The sequence below is a fragment of the Arthrobacter sp. ATA002 genome (assembly GCF_026898095.1).
In the GTDB taxonomy this organism is placed as follows: Bacteria; Actinomycetota; Actinomycetes; order Actinomycetales; family Micrococcaceae; genus Arthrobacter_B.
The window spans coordinates 1,146,366-1,166,388 of sequence record NZ_CP114015.1 but is presented as its reverse complement, the minus strand read 5'-3'; the positions used below and the strand labels follow the sequence as shown (position 1 = coordinate 1,166,388).

Genomic DNA, 20,023 nt, shown 5'->3' with positions numbered 1-20,023 from the left:
CGGCCGTGCGCGTTCCCGCCGGCCCCCTGCCCGCTGTCCGGGATGCGGAGCATGGGCTGTGCCGGGGACACTGCGGCAGCTGACAATATCCCTCTCATCCTAGAGGACATCGTTTCCGGCACTTTCTCCGGGGGACGCGGAAAGGAGTTCGGAACTATAGTCGGATAAGGGCAAACAACTCTTTTGGGGGCACACCTTGGGTCAGGACAATCACAACGGCGGCATCCCGGGACAGCGGGACGAGCCTTCCGGGCCCAATGACCGGTCCGGGAACGTCCCCGGCCCGCCGCCTGTGCAGCCATGGGGCCAGCCGCAGGCCCAGCCCTGGGGCCAGCCCTCACCTCCGCCGAATCCCTGGGAGCAGCAAAACCAGCCCTGGGGCACCCCCGGCATCCCCCCGCAAAACCAGCCCTGGGGCACCCCGGGCATCCCCCCGCAGGGGGGACCCTGGGGCCAGTGGGCGCCCCCGCCCAAGCCGGGAGTCATCCCGCTGCGGCCGCTGGGACTGGGCGAGCTGCTCGACGGTGCGTTCCAGGCGTGCCGCAGGAACGCGGCGGCTACCTTCGGCGCAGCCCTCCTCGTCCAGGCCTTCGTTGCGGTCCTGACGCTGATCCTTTTCAACAACGTGCTTTCCCCGGCGCTCTTGGACGAGGATTTCGGAGCGGCCGGAACATCAGTCGGACCCGCGCTGACGTCCGGAACACTCGTGACCGTGGTCTCCGTCGTGGGGGTCCTGCTGCTGCAGGGAATGCTCGTGGTGCCCGTCGCACGGTCAATCCTGAACCTGAAGACCGGATTCACACAAACGTGGAAGCTCTCGGGCAGGCGGCTGCTGCCGCTGGCGGGACTTGGTGTGCTGCTGACGGTGATCCTGATCGCCGGCTTAGTTGCCTTCGCCTTTGCCCTGGTCCTGATCGTGGACACGCTGGGGGTGGCAGGCATCGGTGTGGTCCTCCTCGGCGTCCTGGCGCTGGCCGCCGTCGCCGCCTGGCTGGGTGTCAAGCTTGCCCTGGCACCGGCGGCCCTGGTGCTGGAGCCTGCCGGCGTTTTCGCTTCCCTTCGCCGGTCGTGGCAATTGACGCGCCGCAACTTCTGGCGGTCCTTCGGGATCCTCGCGTTGACGGTGCTGCTGGTGACCATTGTTTCCTCGGTGATCAGCACCCCGGTGGGCCTGCTGCTGAGCCTTGTCGGCACCTTTGGCAGCGGCGGTGAACCCGGCCCAGCCGCAACGCTGGCGCTGGTGGCGCTGAATGTGGCCGTGACGGCTTTCTTCAGCGCCATTGGATATGCCTTCCAGGCAGCCGTGACGTCGCTGCTGTACGTCGACCTGCGGATCCGCCGCGAGGGCTTCGACATTACGCTGATGAAGGAGCAGGAACTGGTCGGATCCGGTGATGCGGACCTCGTCCCCGGCCGGGCGCGGGACACCGGCCGGTGACCGCCCTGTTGGGTGCCCTACCCGGCACCGGCGTCCCGGTTGTTCCGGATGAATCGCAGGGGCGTGAGTGGGCGGAGCGGGAGCTGTCCCGGTCCGTCTATGCTGACGCCCGGCCGGGGCTGCTCGACCGGTTCTGGCAGTGGCTGGGAGAGTTTTTCGCAGATCTCCTCGATGGCATCTCCGGTGTTGATCCGTCACTCGGCGTACTGCTGCTGGCCGCCTGCGCCGCAGCGGTGCTGGCGGCAGCGGTCTTCCTGGTGCGCCCCCGCCTGAACGCCCGCAGGCGCAGAGGGCTTTTTGACACTGCGGAAACCCGGGAGGCAGTGGACCACCGCCGGCTGGCGGCGGAGGCTGCCGCACGCGGCGAGTGGAACACGGCGCTGGCGGAGCGGCTGCGCGCAGTGATCCGGTCCGCGGAGGAGCGCGTTATCCTCGAGCCGCAGGCAGGCCGCACTGCGGCGGAAGCCGGGCACGCGCTCTCGGCGTCCTTTCCCGCAGCGGCACCGGAAGTCCGCTGGCTGGCCCGGCGTTTTGACGAGGTGCGGTTCGGGCACCTTCCGGCTGCCGCAGCCGATGCCGAACGGGCCGCAGCCCTCGATACGCTGCTGGAGTCTTCCGCTCCCGCCGCCCCGGGCACAGTTCCCCCAGTTCCAGCAGCACCGGTGGTCCCCCGGTGACCGCCGGATCATCGGCGGCGGCACGTGCCGCCGCCCCGCGGACCTCCGGCCTTCGCCAGCGGCTGCGGACCTGGCGGCTCTGGATCGTCCTTTCCCTGGTCCTGTGCCTGGTTGTTGTCCTGGGTGTCCTGACGGGTTCCGGCACTCCGGCGCCCGCCCTCTCCCCGGCCAATCCGGCTCCGGACGGCGCCATGGCCGCCGCACGCATCCTGGAGGAACAGGGGGTGGAGGTCCTCGCCCCGGGATCCTTCGACGATGCTCTGGAGCTCCTGGCGGAGAAGGACGCCCGCGCTACTCTGCTGCTCGTGGACCCCAACGGTTACCTCAATGAGGAACAGCTGGCCGAGTTCTCCGGAACGGCACACCGAACCGTCCTGGTGGAGCCGTCCTTTACGCAGCTCTCGGTCCTGGCTCCCGATATCCGCTCGGCAGGCGTGATTCCCGAGAACAGCGGCGGGGCCCTGCAGGCCGCGTGCAGCGAGGCCGATGCCCTGGCCGCCGGCAGCGTGGACGCCGGGGGCCTCGCCTACCGGGGGCCGGCGGTGTGCTTTCCGGTTCCGGGCGGCGACGGCACCGCCGGCGCCTACGCCTCAAACAATGACGGCGCCGTCGTCCTGGGCAACGCCGCTTTCCTGGCCAACGGCACGCTCGCCGGACGCGGCAATGCCGCCCTCGCACTGCGCACGCTCGGCTCAACGGAAACGCTGGTCTGGTATCACCCGACCGCTGCGGACATTCCTGCCGCCGGGCTGCCCGCCGATCCGCGGACGCTGATGCCCGCATGGGTGGATCCGCTGCTGCTGTGGCTGCTGGTCGTGGCCGGGCTGGCGATGTTCTGGCGCGGACGCCGGCTGGGACCGCTCGCGGCGGAACCCCTGCCGGTGGTGGTACGGTCCGCAGAGACTGCCGAAGGCCGCGCCCGGCTGTACCAGGATGCCAAGGCGTCCGGCCATGCGGCCGAGACGCTCCGTGCCGCAGCCATGACCCGAATGGCAGCCAAGCTTCGACTGGGCCCGCAGTGCACCGCAGACATGGTGGTGCGGGCAGCGGCCCAGGCCACCGGACGGCCCCTGGATGACGTGGGCCGGTTGCTGAACGGCCGGCCGCCTGCCCGCGATGCGGAGCTCGTGCGCTGGTCACAGGATTTGCAAGCCCTAGAGGAAGAGGTCACCGCATCATGAGCCAGCAGTTCCAGCCGCAGGCAGTCCCCGGTCCGGTTCCGCCGCCGGAGCCCTACACGCCGCCTCCTGCCGGCGGGCCGGGGACGGAAGCCGTCCCGGAGAACCCCCCGCTGCAGGCGGCGGCCGGTTCCGGTGAGTTCGATCCCGTTCGGGACGCGCTGCTCAATGTCCGCCGCGAGGTGGCCAAGGCCGTGGTGGGACAGGACGCCGCCGTCACCGGGCTCATCATCGCCCTGCTCGCACGCGGGCATGTCCTGCTTGAGGGGGTGCCCGGAGTGGCCAAGACGCTGCTGGTGCGGACCCTTTCCGCGGCCCTGGACCTGGACACCAAGCGGGTGCAGTTTACCCCTGACCTGATGCCGGGCGACGTCACCGGATCGCTGATCTATGACGGCCGAACCTCGGAGTTCTCATTCCGGGAGGGGCCGGTCTTCACCAATATCCTGCTGGCCGATGAGATCAACCGCACTCCGCCAAAGACCCAGGCTTCGCTGCTTGAAGCCATGGAGGAACGCCAGGTGTCCGTGGACGGCGTGTCACGTCCGCTGCCCGACCCGTTCATCGTGGCGGCCACCTCCAATCCGGTGGAGTACGAAGGAACGTATTCACTGCCCGAGGCCCAGCTGGACCGGTTCCTGCTGAAACTGACTCTGGACCTGCCCGGCCGCAATGACGAGATCGAAATTATCCGCCGGCACAGCGGCGGGTTTGATCCGCGCGATCTCGGCGCCGCCGGTGTCCGCGCCGTGGCGACGGCCGGAGACCTGGAAAAGGCCCGGGAGGCCGTTGCCCGGGTGGCGGTTTCCCCGGAGGTACTGGGTTACATCGTGGACCTCGTCCGGGCCACCCGGGCCGCGCCGTCGTTCCAGCTGGGCGTTTCGCCGCGCGGCGCGACCGCGCTGCTGAACACCGCCCGGGCCTGGGCCTGGCTCTCGGGCCGGACCTTCGTCACCCCTGACGATGTCAAGGCACTGACGCTGCCGGCGCTGAGGCACCGTGTCTCGCTGCGGCCCGAAGCCCAGATGGACGGCGTGAGCGTGGACGACGTGCTGGGCAGCATCCTGGCCACCGTGCCGGTCCCCGTTAGGGCGCCGGGCAGCAATGGCGATTTCCGGCCGGCTGGTCTTTCTTGCCGCAGCGGGTACCGCGGCGGTCCTGCTCTTCCCCGGCACCGCTGCGATCTGGCTGTGGCTGCTGTTCCTTCTGGCCGCCGCTGCCGCTGATCTGCTCGCGGCCGGGTCACCCCGTGCCCTGGCCGTGGAACGGACCGTTCCTGCCGCCGTACGCCTCACCGAGCCGGCCACCGTGCTGCTGACTGTCCGCAACGAGGGCTCACGCTCCCTCCGCGGGAGCTTTCGCGACGGGTGGCAGCCTTCCGCCGGAGCACGCAATCCCGTCCAGCGGCTGCGCATTCCGGCCGGTGAGGCGCGGCGGTTCGAGGTATCGCTGCTGCCCGGGCGCCGGGGCGAGCTGCGCAGCGGTTTTGTCACAGTACGCAGCTTCGGCCCGCTGGGACTTGCTGCCCGGCAGCGCACTCTGCAGAGCCCGGCGGTGCTGCGCGTATTGCCCCCGTTCCATGCCAAGCGGCATCTGCCGTCCAAGCTGCGGCGGCTGCGGGAGCTGGACGGGAACGCATCGGTCCAGCTCCGCGGTGCCGGAACGGAATTCGATTCGCTCCGCGATTATGTCCGGGGCGACGACGTCCGGTCCATTGACTGGCGGGCCACGGCGCGCAGGCGCGACACCGTGGTGCGGACCTGGCGGCCCGAGCGTGACCGGCGGGTGGTGCTGCTGCTGGACACCTCCCGCACCTCCGCAGCACGGATCGCGGACGAGCCGCGCCTCGACACCGGAATCGAAGCCGTCCTGCTGCTGGCAATGCTGGCGCACGGCGGGGCGGACCGGGTGGACTTCCTGGCCTTCGACCGGCGGATTCGGGCACGGGTGCAGTCCGGTTCCAAGGGCAACCTCCTCAACCACCTCGTCACGGCCATGGCTCCGCTGGAAGCCGAGCTGATAGAGGCCGACTTCACCCTGGTGCCCGGCGCCGTCCGGTCCGTTTCCACCCGCCGTTCGCTCGTGGTGCTTGTTACCGCCCTGGACTCCGGCGCCGTCGAGGAGGGGCTGCTGCCGGTGCTGCCGCAGCTGCTGGAAAAGCACGTGGTGGTGATTGCCTCGGTCCGCGACCCGGAACTGGAACAGCTGCGCCGGCAGCGGGAAACGGCAACTGAGACGTTCCGCGCCGCTGCCGCTGAACGGGCACTGCTGGACCGGGCGGCCATGACCGCCCAGCTGCGTGCGATGGGTGCCGAAGTCGTCGACGAGACTCCGCATGAGCTGCCGCCCAAACTCGCCGACCTTTACATCCGGCTCAAGGCCTCCGGCAGATTGTAGGCGTCCGTGAACAGCTTCGAACCGCCGCAGCGCGGCCCCGTCAGCCCGGTCTCCCTCTACCGCAGCGCCCTCGGTCCGGACTTTGAACGGCTGCAGCCGGAGCTGCAGGATTACTTCTCAGGTACCCCGGAATCAGGGACCCGGGGCGAAGGCACCGGGATTTTCGAAGCGGCTGGCTGTCCCCGTGCCTGGCTGCGCCCGCTGCTGGCACTGATCCCGGTTCCGAACGCTTTCTTTCCCGACTACGGTATCGGGATCCCTTTAGCATCCGGAACTATCCCCACCGGGATCCGTGGGGCCGGACGTCGCTGACGGCGGTGCGGACTTTCCGGTTTCCCGGCGGGGACCGGATCTTCGAGGACACCACCACCCTGACCGGTCCCGGCCGGCTCACGGACTACCTGGGCCGGAACCGGAACCTCGCCACCGATTTGGTCCTGTCGGTGACCGGCGACGGCCATCTGCTCATGGATTCTCCCCGCAGCCGGCTGTTCCTGGGTCCCCTGCGGCTTCCGCTTCCGGCCTTTGCCGCGGCGGACGCCCATGTGGAGCAGTGGTACGACGGCGCCGCCGGCACCTTCCGCATCAGCACCCGCGTGGTGCAGCGGCAGGTGGGGACCATCTTCGTGTACGAGGGCAGCTTCAGCTACCGGCAGCAGCCCTGGGACGGCACACTGCCGGCCGAGGCCGTCCCTGCCCGCTGGGAGCAGCGCGTCTAAGCCCCCGGGCTCCGCTAGCCCTCCGCAGCCACCTGGGACAGCGCTTCGGCGGCCTGCGTCAGGCGGCTCAGGACTTTGCGGGCGGACGACGGCGATGCGTCCGCCAGCTCGGCGGCCGGTGTCAGGCGAAGCGCCGGCAGGGCGCCGGCGGACAAGCCGATTTTGGTCCATGGCCGCAGCACGTCCTCCACCAGGACTTTGACCTGCCGTGGTTCGGCGTTCGGAGCCGGCTCCGGAAGGATCCCCAGCCAGAGTGTTTTTCCGCCTTCCACTGCTTCTGCGATGGCTTCCCAGTCCGCGCCCGTGAGTCCTGCCGCAGGCAGGGCCGCTCCGTCCGCGCCGGCACCGAGGGCCAGGGCAAACGGCGTTTGGGCTCCCGGCCGAAGCGCCGCCGAGCGTCCGGTCTCCGGCAGCCGCAGGATAATTTGCTCAGCGCCGGCGCCGGTGAGCGCTTCAACGAGCGCGGTCCAGGCGGATGACACCTCGGTGGCCGGAACCGAGCGCAGCGTGCGGTAGCCGCTGGCGGTGGGAATGGCTCCGCCGAGAATCTCGGCGATGTCGGGCTCATCCAGCTGGACGACGATGCCGGTGTCGAGCGCCGCGGTGCGTGCACGGGCCACGAAGTCCACTGCGCCGGCAGTGAGGGACTGCAGCAGTTCGCGGCGGGCTCCGGCGTCGGCAAGAGCACGTTCGCCGTTGTGGAGGTAGAGGCCAGCGGCCAGGGACAGCGGGCCGCGCAGCGAAATCTTCAGCTGCGCACCCGGGGATTCCTCGGTTCCGACGACGTCTGCCAGGGCGTTGAGGTCCTGGCTCAGCAGGGAAACAGCGCGCCGGTGGTCCTTTCCGGGCCGTGGCACCAGGCGCCAGCCGTGCGGCTGGAGGTCCACGGCGAGGTCCACCAGCAGCGCGGCCGTCCGGCCCAGGGCATCGGCGCCGGGACCGCGGTGCGGCAGTTCCACCAGGAACGGAAGGTGCGGCTCCCCGAGCTCGCCGCGGATGATCCGGGTGGCCTCCACCGGGTCGCTGCCGGGCCACGAGCCGGAGGCGGTGGCCGTCACAGCGGTGGCCGTCATCTCGGAGGGTGCGCAGAGTCCTGCCGTTCAAAGTGCCGGTGTTCAGAGTCCTGCTGCATTGCTGTTGCCGCCGTTGTGGTTGTCGGAGATCGCCTGGTGGTGCCGGATGACCTCGCTGATGATGAAATTCAGGAACTTCTCGGCAAACGCCGGGTCCAGGTGGGCGTCTTCCGCCAGACGGCGAAGCCGGGCAATCTGTGCCGCCTCCCGGCCCGGGTCTCCGGCAGGAAGGCTGTGGACGGCTTTCAGGAGCCCTACCCGTTGAGTCGCCTTGAACCGCTCGGCAAGCAGGTACACCAGCGTGGCATCGATGTTGTCGATGCTGCTGCGAACCGCCAGGAGCTCCTGCATGACCTCGTCGGACACCGTCCCGGAGAGGGAACTGGCCGTGGGGTCGAACTCGTCTGCGGGGATATCAGTCATAGCTCCAGTCTAGGGTCCGTGGTGCGGCAGGACGGAGCACATTACGCCGCCCTGCCCGGCTCACGAAACTGCCGCGGGATCCCATTCCAGCGAGCGCGCGGAATCGATCGTGGCCTGGCCCAGGACACGGGTGCCCTGGTAAACAACCATGGACTGCCCCGGAGCCACGCCGCGCATCGGCTCATTGAGGCGGACCACCAGCTCCTCGCGGATGCCGCCGGCCTCATCGGAGGCCACGTCTTCCATCCAGCCGCGCGCGGGAACGGGATCGCCGTGTGCGCGTACCTGGACCATGCAGTCGAATGCCGTGCGGGCGGCAATTTCGGGAATCGGCAGTCCGGCCCAGGAGATCTTGATGCCGCGCATCTGGTCGATGTTCAGCAGCTTTTCCGGACCGACCACCACCTTGTTTTCCTTGGGCCGGATCTCAAGCACGAAGCGGGGCTTGCCGTCGTCGGCCGGGCGGCCCAGCTTCAGGCCCTTTCGCTGGCCGACGGTGAAGGCGTTGGCGCCGGGATGGGTGCCGATCTTTTCGCCGGACGAGTCAACGATGTCGCCCTCGGTCAGGTCGATCCGTTCCTCAAGCCAGCCGCGGGTGTCGCCGTCGGGAATGAAGCAAATGTCGTGGCTGTCGGGCTTGTTGGCCACGGACAGGCCGCGGCGTTCGGCTTCGGCCCGGACCTCGGCCTTGGACGGGGTGTCGGCCAGCGGGAACATCGAATGCTTGAGCTGTTCATGGGTGAGCACGCCCAGCACGTAGGACTGGTCCTTTGCCCAGTCGGCGGCGCGGTGCAGCTCCGGGTTTCCGTCGGCGTCGGTGAGGACCTTGGCATAGTGGCCGGTGCACACGGCGTCGAACCCCAGGGCCAGCGCCTTCTCCAGCAGCGCGGCGAACTTGATGCGTTCGTTGCAGCGCATGCACGGGTTGGGGGTGCGGCCGGCGGCGTATTCGGCGATGAAGTCATCCACCACGTCTTCCTTGAACCGCTCGGAAAAGTCCCAGACGTAGTACGGGATGCCCAGGATGTCGCAGGCGCGCCAGGCGTCGCGCGAGTCCTCGATGGTGCAGCAGCCCCGGCTGCCGGTGCGCAGCGTTCCGGGCATGCGCGAAAGCGCCAGGTGGACGCCGACGACGTCGTGCCCGGCCTCCACTGCGCGTGCTGCGGCTACCGCGGAGTCCACTCCGCCGCTCATTGCTGCCAAAACCTTCATGAAGTAAAACCTGTTCCTGCTGTTTGGATGCTGCTGACGTGGGAAGCCATGCCGGCCTTTTTTGCGCGTTCATAGGCTTCGGGAAGTGCTCCCAACAAAGTGTCAACGTCTTCGGGGGCCGTTGTATGCCCGAGGCTGAAACGCTGCGCGCCGCGGGCCTGCGTTTCGCTTAGGCCCATGGCCAGCAAAACGTGGGAGGGGCGCGGAACTCCCGCGGTGCAGGCCGAACCGGTGGAGGACTCCACCCCGGCCAGGTCCAGCAGGAACAGCAGCGAATCGCCTTCACAGCCGGGGAAGGTGAAATGCGCGTTGCCGGGCAGCCGGCGGGGCAGGCCGTTGCCGGCCCCCGTCCCGCCGTCGTCCTCGCGCACGCCGCGCAGCACAGCGTCGGGGACTGCCTGCTCGACACCGGCGATCAGCTTGTCGCGCAGGCCGCGCAGCCGGGCAGCTTCGGCGGGAAGGTTATCGGTGACCTCCCGCGCCGCCGCGGCAAACGCCGCTATGCCCGGCGTGTCCAAAGTGCCGGAGCGGATGTCCCGCTCCTGCCCGCCGCCGTGCAGCACCGGAGTCAGCTTTACCGCCCGTCCGACGACCAGTGCGCCAACACCCACCGGTCCGCCGATCTTGTGGCCGCTGACCGCCATGGTGTCCACGCCGGCGGCGCGGAAGTCCACCGGCAGCGCGCCGAAGGCCTGCACCGCGTCGGTGTGCACCGGCACGCCGTACTCGTGGGCGAGCGCCGTGATGGCGGGGATGTCCTGGACCGTGCCCACCTCATTGTTGGCCCACATCACGGTCAGCAGCGCGGTGGTGCCGGCGTGGGCTTCCAGCTCGGCGCGGATCGCATCCAGGGACACGACGCCGTCGGCGTCCACCGGCAGCCACACCACGGTGGCGCCCTCATGCTTTTCCAGCCACTGAACGGTGTCCAGGACCGCATGGTGCTCAATCGGAGAGCACAGAATGCGGGTGCGGGCGGGGTCGGCATCGCGGCGGGACCAGTACAGGCCCTTGACCGCCAGGTTGTCCGCCTCGGTTCCGCCGGAGGTGAAGATGATCTCCGAGGGGTGGCAGCCCGCCGCGGCGGCGAGCGCTTCCCGGGATTCCTCCACCACCATCCGGGCGCGGCGGCCGGAGCCGTGCAGCGAGGACGGATTACCGCTGCGGCTAAGTTCTGACGTGAGTGCGGCGAGGGCCGAGGCCGAGATAGGCGTGGTCGCCGCGTGATCTAGATACACGGGCACCTGCCCATTCTACCGGTGATCGCAACCTGTGCCGATCAGTTCTGGCACAATGCCGCTGTGACCACTACGCCTCCCCGCCGGCGCTCCCGGTTTATCCTGTGCCTGTCCACCGGGCCGTGCTCCTGCAGGAACTGGCGGCCAACTTGTCCGGCAGGTCCCCGGCCGCCGGGTGTTCGCGGCGGTGGACGGCGTTGACGGCTCCGGCAAGACAACCTTTGCGGATGCCCTGGCTGCCAAACTGGCCGGTGCCGTGGACCCGCGGCCGGTGATCCGGGTGTCGCTGGATGACTTTCATCACCCCCAAAGCGTTCGGTACCGGCGCGGCCGGCGGTCGGCAGCTGGATTCCGCCATGATTCCTACAACGTGGAGCAGTTTCGGGCCTATGTCCTCGACCCGCTGAAGCCGGGAGGCGGCGGGAGTTACCGGCCCGCCGGGCACAGCCTCGACTCCGACGCTGTGCTGTCCCCGCCTGAGGTGCCCGCCCCCGCCAACGCCGTCGTGCTCGTGGACGGGCTTTTCCTGCACCGCGGTGAACTGGCGGCGGATTGGGAGTTCTCGGTGTTCCTCGATGTCCCGTTTTCCGTAACGGCAGCCCGGATGGCTCTGCGCGACGGTACGCCGGCGGATCCGGATGATCCGGCCCTCCAGCGCTACGTCGGCGGCCAGCGGCTCTACTTTGCCGATACGGATCCCGCGGGGCGGGCCACGGTGGTGGTGGACAACACGGATCCGGACCGCCCGCGAGTCATTTCCGCCGCCGCGGCGAGCTATGACCGGAGAGCCGGTCAGTCCGCCCGGGAAACATAGTCAGCGGTTGCAGCGTTATAGCTGGTGCAGCCTGATAGCTGCCGGTTTGGCGGGTGACGCCGCCAACCTGAGAGAATGCAACCGCTGTAAAACTGCGGCGCCATCCGCGCGCTGTGCCTGCCGGGCCTTCCGGCCCAATGAGAGGAACTGCTGTGAGCCCGTCACCCAAGACGCTGTATGAGGTTTTGGGTCTCGCCCCCTCGGCCACGGCGGACCAGATCAAGACTGCCTACCGGAAAGCCGCACGGGCCACCCACCCCGACCACGGCGGCAGCGCCGAAACGTTCCACGTCATCGCCGAGGCCTACGAGGTGCTGTCCAACCCCGGGCAGAAAGCGGCGTATGACCTGAGCCTGCGCCGGGGACGCGGAGCAGCGCCGGGCAGCACGGAGCAGGAAGCGCGGGAACGCGGACCGGTTATCAGCGCGGAGCAACAGTCCCGGCGGAGGATGTCCTGGATACTGCCCCGCGGTTCGTGCCCGACTTCTCTCCCGGCTCCCCGCCGGTGCTGCCGCTGACACTGGCGGGACAGCAGGTCCATGGATCTCCCCGGCGGCCGGGCTTTATGGCCCGGCTGGGTTCCGGTGCCGCGGCACGGTACGACGGCGAGAACCTCACCATCCAGCTGCTGCAGCGCAACCTGCTGGCGGATTATCCGGCCGGCCGGCTGGTCAACGGACTGCACGTGCCCGACCGTTCGCCCCGCGGCGGCAACCTTGAGGTGGGCCACGTCCTTCTCGGCGGCTACCGGATGGCCGTGCTCGAATCCCAGGTTGCGTCGCCGGGCAACTACAGCTGGGACGGCAGGCACCTGCGCTACCGGGGCCGCGACGTGAACATCGGCCGGCTGCCCGACGCCGTCCGCACCCTCCAGGACCGCTTTCCGGAATGCAACGTCAGCGGCTGGGTGGTCCTGCACAGCCCCAACGGTAATCCGTTTGAACCCGTGATCGACTATCCGCCCTCCCTGAGCCGCAGTGCTCCGGCCATGGTGCACGTTGCCAATGCCGGAACACTGCAGCGCGAACTCCGCCGGTTCTTCAACGACGGACCGCAGCCCAATGTGGTGCAGCTTCCGGTTCTGGGCGGGCTGCTCGATGCATTGGCACGCTAGCCTCCGGGCATAGGATGGGGGTGTGTTCCGCATCCTCTTCCACTCCCTGAAATCCCCGGCAATACCGGCAATGCCATCCGCCTCGCCGCGATCACCGGAGCCGAGCTCCACCTCGTTGAACCCCTGGGCTTCGAGCTGGAGGACTCCAAGCTGCGCCGCGCCGGCCTGGACTATCACGACCTCGCCGTGCTGCACGTGCATCCCACGCTCGAAGCGGCGTGGAAGGCGCTGGCTCCGGAACGCGTTTATGCCTTCACTTCGAGCGGCGAAACGTCGTACACCGACATCGCATACCAGCCCGGCGACGTGCTGATGTTCGGCCGTGAATCCGTCGGACTCGACGAGGACGTGCTGCAGGATCCGCATGTCACTGCCCGCGTCCGACTGCCCATGCTGCCGTCCCTGCGTTCCCTGAACCTTGCCAACTCCGCCTCCATAGCCGTCTACGAAGCCTGGCGCCAGCACGGCTTCGCAGGTGCCCAGCTCTAAGGACTTCCTCATGCCCGACACCAACATTGGAACCGTGTTCGACGACGGCGCCGCCGACTTTGAGCGCCTGGCGCCTTCGCTGTGGAATCCGATGGGCAACGCCCTGGTGGCGGCAGCGGAGATCACCATGGGCGAGAGCGTCCTCGACGCCGGCTGCGGGACCGGTGCCACCACCATCCCCGCCGCCCAGTACGCGGGCCCGGAGGCCCGGGTGGACGGCGTCGATCTTTCGGCGGAAATGCTGGCCCTGGCCCAGGCGAAAGCCAGCACCCTTGCCCTGGAAAACGTCACCCTGCATGTCGGTGACGCCGCCGCGTGGAGCGGCGGCGAGCCGTACGACGTCGTCCTGTCCGCCTACTCGATCTTCTTCCTTCCGGACATGGACGCCGGAGCAGCGCACTTGGTCTCGAACCTGAGCCCGGGCGGGCGCCTGGCCCTGAGCACGTGGGCGCAGGGTGCGCTGAACCCGTTTACTGATCTGCTGGTGCAGGAGTGCCGGCGTGAGCGGCCCGAGCTGGCCGGTCCCCTTTCCGGGGCAAGGGACAACAGCGAACGCCTGAACACACCGGAGAAACTCACCGCCTGGCTCGAGGGCCTCGGACTCCAGGACATCAAGGTCCTCTCCACCCCGGCGCAGGTCCAGCTCAGCCAGTCCCTGGCCTGGTCGCTGGTCATGGGCAGCGGACTGCGTTTCCTCCTGCCCGGTGATCCGGAAGCCGCGGAGCGGGTCAAGACAGCCTTCCTGGCGCAGCTGGGCGAGGAGCACACTCTGAATGCCGATACCCTGATTGCCACGGCCCGGCGCCCTGAGTTCCTGCCGTGCCGGCCCATCCGCCACGCTGCCCGCGCCGAATAAGGGGCATGGAAGTCACTGGACGCCCGGCGGCCGCGGGACCCGCCGGTCCCCGCACGAGTACTGCTCCGTGCCCCGGCGCTGCGGTCCGTGGGGACGCCGTTTCGGGTCCTGCAGCGGTGGACGCCTTAATCCGTTTATGCTGGAGGCCTATGGACACGTCCAACACGGGACGGCCCTCCGCTGCGCAGGCCTCTCCACCGGGCCGCGCCGCCGATGCCGCAGAGAACGCCAGCCAGCAGACCCGGCCCCATGCTCCGCTGGAGGCACTCCTGGCCGGAATTGCCGGCGGCAGCCGGGATGACTTTGCCGCCTTCTACGCATTGACCTCCCGCCGTGTCTACGGCTTGGCCCGCCGGGTACTGATTGACGCCGAGCTCAGTGAGGACACCACGCAGGAGGTCTACCTGCAGGTCTGGACCAGTGCCGCCCGCTTCGATCCCGCCGTCGGCTCACCGCTGACGTGGCTGCTGACGCTCGCCCACCGCCGCGCCGTGGACCGGGTCCGCTCCGAGCAGAGTTCCGCGAACCGGGAGGCGCGCTTCGGCGCGGCCATGCAGGAACCGGATTACGACAGCGTCGTGGACACGGTGACCCGGCAGCTCGAAGCAGATTCCGTTGTCCAGTGCCTGGAAACCCTGACCGATACCCAGCGGGAATCAGTCCGGCTGGCCTACTACGGCGGACTGACCTACCGCGAAGTTGCAGAAAAACTAAACGCCGCGGTGCCGACCATCAAGTCCCGGATCCGCGACGGACTGATCCGGCTCAAGAACTGCCTGGGGGTGAATTCAGTTGACGGATAACAGCTCTGACGCCGCACCGGACGCCCCGGGCCGGGACCTGTCCGAGGGCAGGCTGCTGGAGTGGGCCGAACTGTATGCCCTGAATGCTCTGCCCCGGGATGAGCGGCAGGACGTGGACACAGCTTTGGAGGAAGCGGACCCTGCCGTCCGCCGGGCTTTCCTGGAGCGGGTCTGGACTGCGCGCGAAACCCTTGCCGGCGGTTACCGGGCCGAGGAGCAGCCGCCTGCGGACCTGTTCGATAAGATCCTGTCCCGGCTGCCCGGGCAGGACGCCGGCGGGCCGGGTATTCCCCGGGTTCCGGATTCCCCAAGCCCTTCCCCGGCCGAAGAGGTCGATGAGGTCGCTGCCCGCCGCAGCCGCCGCTCCGTGCTGCGGTCAGCTCCCGGCCGCTGGATCCTTGCCGGCGCCGCCGCCGCAGCCATTGTGGTGGGCGGTGTTGCGCTGGGCGGCAGCCTCGGACCCGACTCGGTGCGGGAGGAAGTGCTGCAGGCCTCGGACGTGCAGCAGCGCACGATGGAGCTGCCCACCGGTGGAACCGCAGAGGTTGCCACTTCCGCGGGAGAAGACGCTGCCGTGGTGACGCTCAGCGGAGTTCCGGCCCCGCCGGAGGGCTCCGTCTACCAAATGTGGCGTGTTCCGGCCGACGGTTCCGATCCAGTATCGGTGGGCACCATGACCGGTGAAGACGTGTCAGGTGCCAAGGCCACCGAACTCACCGGCATCGACCCGTACAGCGCAGTTGCACTGACACTGGAGCCCGACGGCGGTTCCCCCACCCCCACCCTGCCCATCCTTCTGGTCATTCCTTTCAGCGCTTAAGGTCTCCGCTTGACGGTGACGCTGCGTCAACCCGCAGCGTTGTCGGTGGGCAGTTGGAGGTCCCGGCTGCCGGGCAGGGAGGAGCAGGACAGTGGCACTGCAGATCCGGGACACATGGCCCATTCCGCCGCCGCGCGTATGGCCGGAGTTTCATCCCGGACCCTGCGCCATTGCTCCGGATCACGGCCTGCCCGCTGAGGCCCCCACCGGAGCCAACGGCTGCCGTTTTACGGCATGCCCGAGCTGCGGAGGCTGCAGGACATGGCGGCCAGGGCTGGCGGGCTATCTCGCAAAAGCCATCGATATCTGGGCCGGGACGAGCCTCCCGGTTGGCCTGCCAATCCGGCCGCACGGACTAACCGTGGGTCAGAACCCGGCGATGGTCTGCTCGGTGTTGACCCCGACCACATGGAAGACTTCGGCGCTGGCACCGTTCGGAAGGCCAAAGCGGCGGGCATTGTCCCGCAGCATGCTGCGCACTGCCGTTTCCATCCCGGCCAGGTCCGGATGCTGGCTGGCATGGATCCGGATGGCCGCAAGCTTCTGCTCGACCGTGGCGCTGATATCCACCGCATGGTTTTCCCGCTCGCGCGGGGCTCCGTAAAACCAGAGCCAGGGAACCTTGTACGCCTGCAGGCCCTGTTCGGCCAGCTGCGGGAAGGCAAACGGATTCTCCGCCGCCGGGTAGACCGCCCGCGTCACGATTTCACCGCAGGCCAGATGGTCCGGGTGACTGGCCTGAATCCGTTCCCAGTTCCGTTCCGGATGCATCGAGAGCACAACGTCGGGGCGGACGCGGCGGATCAGCGCCACCACTTTTTCCACCACTTCCGGCGTCACCGCAAGGAAGCCGTCCCGCTCCCCCAGAAAGTGGAGGTCCCGCACGCCCACCAGTTCGGCGGCTGCCCGCTGCTCGCTGCGGCGCAGTCCGGAGATCCCGTCCCGGTCGCCGGCCTCGAAGCCGCCGGCATCACCGGAGGTCATGACACAGTAGGAGACTTCGACACCGGCAGCCGTCCAGGCCGCCACGGTTCCAGCCGCGCCGAAGTCAATGTCATCCGGATGGGCAGCGAAAGCCAGCACCCGCTTCACGCCGGGGACAGACGGTTCCATCGGGCTAGGACCTGCGCTTCCGGATTTCCTCGGTGGCCTGCGGCAGGACCGAGAACACGTCCCCCACGATGCCGAAGTCCGCAATCTCGAACACCGGCGCATCGGCGTCCTTGTTGACCGCCACGATGACTTTGGCCGTCTGCATTCCGGCCTTTTGCTGGATCGCCCCGGAAATACCGGCGGAAATGTACAGCTGCGGCGAGACCGTCTTGCCGGTCTGCCCCACCTGGGCCGAGTGCTCGATCCAGCCGGCGTCGGTGGCGGCGCGCGATGCACCCACCGCACCCCCCAGCACGTCCGCCAGTTCTTCGACCGGACCGAAGTCACCGTCCATCCCCCGGCCACCGGCAACAATGACCCGGGCCTCGGAGAGCTCCGGACGGCCGCTGACCCTTTTTCGGTGCGGCCGGTGACGCGTGCCGCCGGGCCGGCGTCGGACACGGTGATATCCCTGCTCTCGGGAACGGAGGGCGTTTCGGCGGGGGCCGGCTCAACACTGTTGGCCTTCACCGTGATCACCGGCACTCCCGTCTGCACGCGGCAGGTGGAGGTGTAGGACCCGGCCAGGACGGACTTGGTGACTGACATGTCCGGCGCCACGGCGACGGCGTCGGTAATCACGCCGGAGCCGAGTTTCACGCCCGTGCGGGCAGCGGCTTCCCGGTCCTCAAAGGAATTGCCAAGCAGCACGGACGCCGGATTCGCGGCCCGGACAGCGTCGGCCAGGAATGCGGCCTTGGCCGCGACCAGGACATCGGGCAGCATATCGGCAGGTTGGTACACCGTGTTGACTCCGTATTCCCCAAGCGCCTGCAGTGCGTTCCTGTCAAGGGCGCGCGGGCTGGCTACGGCGGGCTCCCCCAGGCTGCGGGCGATGGTCAGCAGCTCGCGGCTTGCCCGCGGCAGGGGCAGACCCGGAACATCGATAAAGACCAGGACAGAGGCCATGGGTGGCTCTCCTTAGTGCTTCGGGCGCAGCCAAAAGCGGCGCCGGTGGGAGGTTTGTTATAGGAGTTTCCGGGCGGCCAGGTAATCCACCAGCGCGACTCCGGCCGTGCCGTCGTCGGTAATGATGGTTCCGGCGGAGCGCGGCGGGCGGGGAGCGGATGCGGCCACTGTTGTCCAAGCGCCGTCCAGCCCCACCTGGTCCTGGTCGAGGCCCAGATCCTGCAGCGACAGCACCGTGACCGTCTTCTTCTTGGCGGCCATGATGCCCTTGAAGTTCGGATACCGCGGGTCATTGGCCTGATCGGTAACCGACACCAGCGCCGGCATGGGCGCTTCCAGCGTTTCGGAGTAGGAATCCCCGTCGCGCCGGGCACGGACGACGGCGGCGCCGCTTTCGTCGTCAGCCACCTCCAACTCCGAGGCGAAGGTAATTTGGGCCAGCTGCAACCGTTCTGCCAGCTGGGCCGGAACCAGCGACGTTTCCCCATCAGTGGACGCCATGCCGGTCAGCACGAGATCCGGAAGCCCGGCGCCGTCACCGGACGCCTTCCGGACAGCGGCCGCCAGCACCGCGGAGGTCGCGGCCGCGTCCGAGCCTGCCAGCGCGGCGTCGTTGACGTGGATTCCCTGGTAGGCGCCCATTTGCAGAGCTTTTTTCACTGCGTTGACCGCTGCATCCGGTCCCATCGTCAAGGCCGTGACCATGTTTCCCGCCGCCTGCCCTCCACGGGCCTCAGCGATTACCAGCGCAGCTTCCAGGGCGTACTCGTCGAGCTCGGACAGAATGGACTCGGACCGGTCCAGAGTGTGTCCGGGCCCGGAGAGATGCCGGTCAAACTGGGTATCGGGAACGTGTTTGACCAAAACGACGATGTTCAGCGGCCTCTTCGATTCCTGCATGCGGGGCCTTTCTGGCGTTGAAGATCTTCCCGGCGCGGACGCACCGGCTCCGGGACCACCCGCGCAGGGCGACCCATCAAGCTAATCACATTGTGCGGGTGCCCCGTGCCTGTCCCGGGCACCAAACGGAGCAGGGACCGCACCTCCAAAGGAGGCCCAGTCCCTGCATACAACAACGGGCGGCTGCCGCTACTGGTTGGCGGAGTCGCCCAGCGTCACCTGAACGCTGTCCGTGTCTCCTCCGCGGTTGTAGTCGACGGTAACCTCGCTGCCGGCTGCCTGCATCCGGATGGCCGCGGTCAGCGACTGCGCATCGGTCACCGGAATGCCGTTCACCGCGGTGATGACATCGCCCTGCCTCAGGCCGGCATCCGCTGCCGGCGTTCCGGAGGCCGGGTTTTCCGCGACTTCCGCACCTACGGTGAACGACGAGGCACTGGACGCGGAGGCGGGGGTGACTGACACGCCCAGGAAGCCGTGGGTGGCCGAACCGTTGTCAATGATCTCGTTGGCGACCCGCTCGGCATAGCTGATCGGCACGGCGAAGCCGACGCCGATGCTGCCGCTTTCCTCGCTGGCTGACGCAATTGCCACGTTGACGCCGATGACGTCCCCGTCCGTGTTCACCAGCGCTCCGCCGGAGTTGCCATGGTTGATGGCCGCATCGGTCTGGATGACGTCCAGGTAGATGGAGCTCCCCGCGGCACTCTGCTCCTGGCTGGACCCGTCCGGCGGTGCGAAGCGGAAGCCGTTGCCGTCATCCTCGCCTGATCCGTCCGACTCCGTTTCCGGAGCTGCGGAGGACTGGACACTGATGGTGCGGTTCAGGGTGGAGACAATGCCGTCGGTGACGGTACCGGCGAGGCCAAGCGGTGCACCGATGGCGATGACGGAGTCCCCGACATTGAGGTCGTTCGAATTCCCCAAAGCAGCCGGCGTGATGTCGTTGGCGTCAATCTTGATGACGGCCAGATCGGAGAGCGGATCGGTCCCGACGACGGTGGCCGAGAACACCCGGCCGTCGTTCAACTGGACCTCCACTGACGGTGAAGCAGCCGTCCCGCCCAGCGTGACCACGTGGGTGTTGGTCAGAATGTGCCCGTCATCATCCAGGATGATGCCTGATCCGGTTCCGGAGCTGCCGCCGGCGGTGACGTCTATGGTCACGACGCTGGGGGAAGCTTTGACAGCTGCCGCCGTCACGGCATTGACACTGTCGTCGTTGTTCACCACAACGGTTTGCGCCTGTCCCGTGCTTTGCGGAGCGGCGTCGTTGTCCAGCCAGGAGTCGGCGGCTACGGCGGTCCCGCCGCCGAGCAGCCCGGCGAGCACCATTCCGGTGACCAGGGTGCCGGCCCCGAACCTGCGCCGGGGCGGCACAGCTGCGGGCTGGTGGCCCGGCCCGTAGGGGTCCTGGCCGTAACCGGAGCCGGAATGGCCGCCGGAAGCGGGCCCGTAGGACGGCGGTGCACCCACGCCCGGGTTTGCGTCCTGCGTCCGGCCGTAGAACGGATCACCGGCCGGCGGCGTCTGGGCATGCCGGGCGCCGGGCTCCGGCGAAGGTGCCGACGGGTGCGCCCCGGCGGCCTCCGGCGGCTGTGCCGCCGTGCCGTCCGCGGGCGGCGAAGAGTGGGATGCCTGGGCCTGCACGGGTTCCTGCGCGGCCGGCTGGTCCGGGAACTGCTGCGTCTGGCCCTCGTCCCGGCCCGCGGCTTCTCCCCGGACGATGCCGGCGGTGCCGGCGGACGGGGAGGCAGCGGACGCTGCGGGCCCTCGGCGCCTCCGTTTTGCTCAGACATGTGCGGTCCTTT

17 protein-coding genes and 4 pseudogenes are annotated in these 20,023 nt (G+C 68.6%); 13 read left to right on the top strand and 8 right to left on the bottom strand.

The genetic code is table 11. The annotated features are described in order from the left end of the window. Positions 1 to 196: 196 nt before the first annotated feature. The 6 genes and pseudogenes from OL239_RS05910 (at position 197) to OL239_RS20045 (ending at position 6,409) form a co-directional block, all read left to right on the top strand. Positions 197 to 1,438: a proline-rich domain-containing protein gene (locus OL239_RS05910; protein WP_268911105.1), complete on the top strand. Its 1,242-nt coding sequence runs from the start codon at positions 197 to 199 to the stop codon at positions 1,436 to 1,438. Then, entirely contained in the window at positions 1,435 to 2,115 is a 681-nt protein-coding gene (locus tag OL239_RS05905; protein ID WP_268911104.1) for a DUF4129 domain-containing protein, read from the top strand. Before OL239_RS05910 ends, OL239_RS05905 begins: the two co-directional genes overlap by 4 nt. Then, the gene (locus tag OL239_RS05900; protein ID WP_268911103.1) at positions 2,112 to 3,296 is read left to right on the top strand and encodes a DUF4350 domain-containing protein; all 1,185 of its coding nucleotides are present in this window, start codon (positions 2,112 to 2,114) and stop codon (positions 3,294 to 3,296) included. Before OL239_RS05905 ends, OL239_RS05900 begins: the two co-directional genes overlap by 4 nt. After that, positions 3,293 to 4,378, top strand: a pseudogene (locus OL239_RS05895) (AAA family ATPase); the annotation flags it as partial. The gene OL239_RS05900 and the pseudogene OL239_RS05895, both read left to right, overlap by 4 nt. Positions 4,379 to 4,397: 19 nt before the next feature. Then, complete coding sequence (locus OL239_RS05890) at positions 4,398 to 5,690, top strand: DUF58 domain-containing protein (RefSeq protein WP_329609363.1); 1,293 nt, start codon at positions 4,398 to 4,400, stop codon at positions 5,688 to 5,690. A 6-nt stretch (positions 5,691 to 5,696) separates the two neighbouring features. Beyond that, positions 5,697 to 6,409: pseudogene (locus OL239_RS20045) on the top strand (DUF4166 domain-containing protein). Between the two features lie 14 nt (positions 6,410 to 6,423). On the opposite strand, the gene OL239_RS05880 reads toward OL239_RS20045, so the two are convergent. The 4 genes from OL239_RS05880 to OL239_RS05865 are packed head-to-tail and all read right to left on the bottom strand — an operon-like array spanning position 6,424 to position 10,361. Further along, positions 6,424 to 7,467, bottom strand: coding sequence for a hypothetical protein (locus OL239_RS05880; protein ID WP_329609361.1), 1,044 nt, complete (start codon positions 7,465 to 7,467; stop codon positions 6,424 to 6,426). Positions 7,468 to 7,524: 57 nt separating this feature from the next. Next, positions 7,525 to 7,905: a chorismate mutase gene (locus OL239_RS05875; RefSeq protein ID WP_268911100.1), complete on the bottom strand. Its 381-nt coding sequence runs from the start codon at positions 7,903 to 7,905 to the stop codon at positions 7,525 to 7,527. Between the two features lie 60 nt (positions 7,906 to 7,965). Further along, positions 7,966 to 9,117 carry a tRNA 2-thiouridine(34) synthase MnmA gene (gene mnmA / locus OL239_RS05870; protein WP_268911099.1) on the bottom strand — a complete coding sequence of 384 codons (1,152 nt, stop codon included), beginning with the start codon at positions 9,115 to 9,117 and terminating at the stop codon, positions 7,966 to 7,968. Then, positions 9,114 to 10,361 (bottom strand): cysteine desulfurase family protein, encoded by a 1,248-nt coding sequence (locus tag OL239_RS05865; RefSeq protein ID WP_268911098.1) that lies wholly within the window; start codon positions 10,359 to 10,361, stop codon positions 9,114 to 9,116. The genes mnmA and OL239_RS05865 overlap by 4 nt, the downstream gene beginning before the upstream one ends. A 169-nt stretch (positions 10,362 to 10,530) precedes the next feature. Here OL239_RS05865 and OL239_RS05860 point away from each other — a divergent pair, with 169 nt between their 5' ends. From OL239_RS05860 to OL239_RS05830, 7 genes and pseudogenes are all read left to right on the top strand, one after another. Further along, the gene (locus tag OL239_RS05860; RefSeq protein ID WP_268911097.1) at positions 10,531 to 11,169 is read left to right on the top strand and encodes a uridine kinase; all 639 of its coding nucleotides are present in this window, start codon (positions 10,531 to 10,533) and stop codon (positions 11,167 to 11,169) included. A 152-nt stretch (positions 11,170 to 11,321) separates the two neighbouring features. Continuing rightward, positions 11,322 to 11,687 (top strand): J domain-containing protein, encoded by a 366-nt coding sequence (locus OL239_RS05855; RefSeq protein WP_268911096.1) that lies wholly within the window; start codon positions 11,322 to 11,324, stop codon positions 11,685 to 11,687. Further along, positions 11,645 to 12,283, top strand: coding sequence for a hypothetical protein (locus OL239_RS05850; protein WP_268911095.1), 639 nt, complete (start codon positions 11,645 to 11,647; stop codon positions 12,281 to 12,283). The genes OL239_RS05855 and OL239_RS05850 overlap by 43 nt, the downstream gene beginning before the upstream one ends. A 22-nt stretch (positions 12,284 to 12,305) precedes the next feature. Next, a pseudogene (locus tag OL239_RS05845) lies at positions 12,306 to 12,772 on the top strand (tRNA (cytidine(34)-2'-O)-methyltransferase). A gap of 10 nt (positions 12,773 to 12,782) precedes the next feature. Further along, on the top strand, positions 12,783 to 13,628 hold the full coding sequence (locus OL239_RS05840; protein WP_268911094.1) for a class I SAM-dependent methyltransferase: 846 nt from the start codon (positions 12,783 to 12,785) through the stop codon (positions 13,626 to 13,628). A gap of 149 nt (positions 13,629 to 13,777) precedes the next feature. Next, positions 13,778 to 14,431 (top strand): ECF RNA polymerase sigma factor SigK, encoded by a 654-nt coding sequence (gene sigK / locus OL239_RS05835; protein ID WP_268911093.1) that lies wholly within the window; start codon positions 13,778 to 13,780, stop codon positions 14,429 to 14,431. Beyond that, positions 14,421 to 15,251, top strand: coding sequence for an anti-sigma factor (locus tag OL239_RS05830; protein WP_268911092.1), 831 nt, complete (start codon positions 14,421 to 14,423; stop codon positions 15,249 to 15,251). The genes sigK and OL239_RS05830 overlap by 11 nt, the downstream gene beginning before the upstream one ends. Before the next feature lie 366 nt (positions 15,252 to 15,617). Here OL239_RS05830 and OL239_RS05825 read toward each other — a convergent pair whose 3' ends face one another. The 4 genes and pseudogenes from OL239_RS05825 to OL239_RS05810 form a co-directional block, all read right to left on the bottom strand. Further along, positions 15,618 to 16,364: a PIG-L deacetylase family protein gene (locus tag OL239_RS05825; protein ID WP_268911091.1), complete on the bottom strand. Its 747-nt coding sequence runs from the start codon at positions 16,362 to 16,364 to the stop codon at positions 15,618 to 15,620. Positions 16,365 to 16,368: 4 nt separating this feature from the next. Continuing rightward, positions 16,369 to 17,312, bottom strand: a pseudogene (locus tag OL239_RS05820) (electron transfer flavoprotein subunit alpha/FixB family protein). 57 nt (positions 17,313 to 17,369) lie between these two features. Next, positions 17,370 to 18,212, bottom strand: a complete 843-nt coding sequence (locus OL239_RS05815; protein WP_268911090.1) for an electron transfer flavoprotein subunit beta/FixA family protein — start codon at positions 18,210 to 18,212, stop codon at positions 17,370 to 17,372. A gap of 189 nt (positions 18,213 to 18,401) precedes the next feature. Then, positions 18,402 to 19,862 (bottom strand): S1C family serine protease, encoded by a 1,461-nt coding sequence (locus OL239_RS05810; RefSeq protein ID WP_268911089.1) that lies wholly within the window; start codon positions 19,860 to 19,862, stop codon positions 18,402 to 18,404. Positions 19,863 to 20,023: the final 161 nt, after the last annotated feature.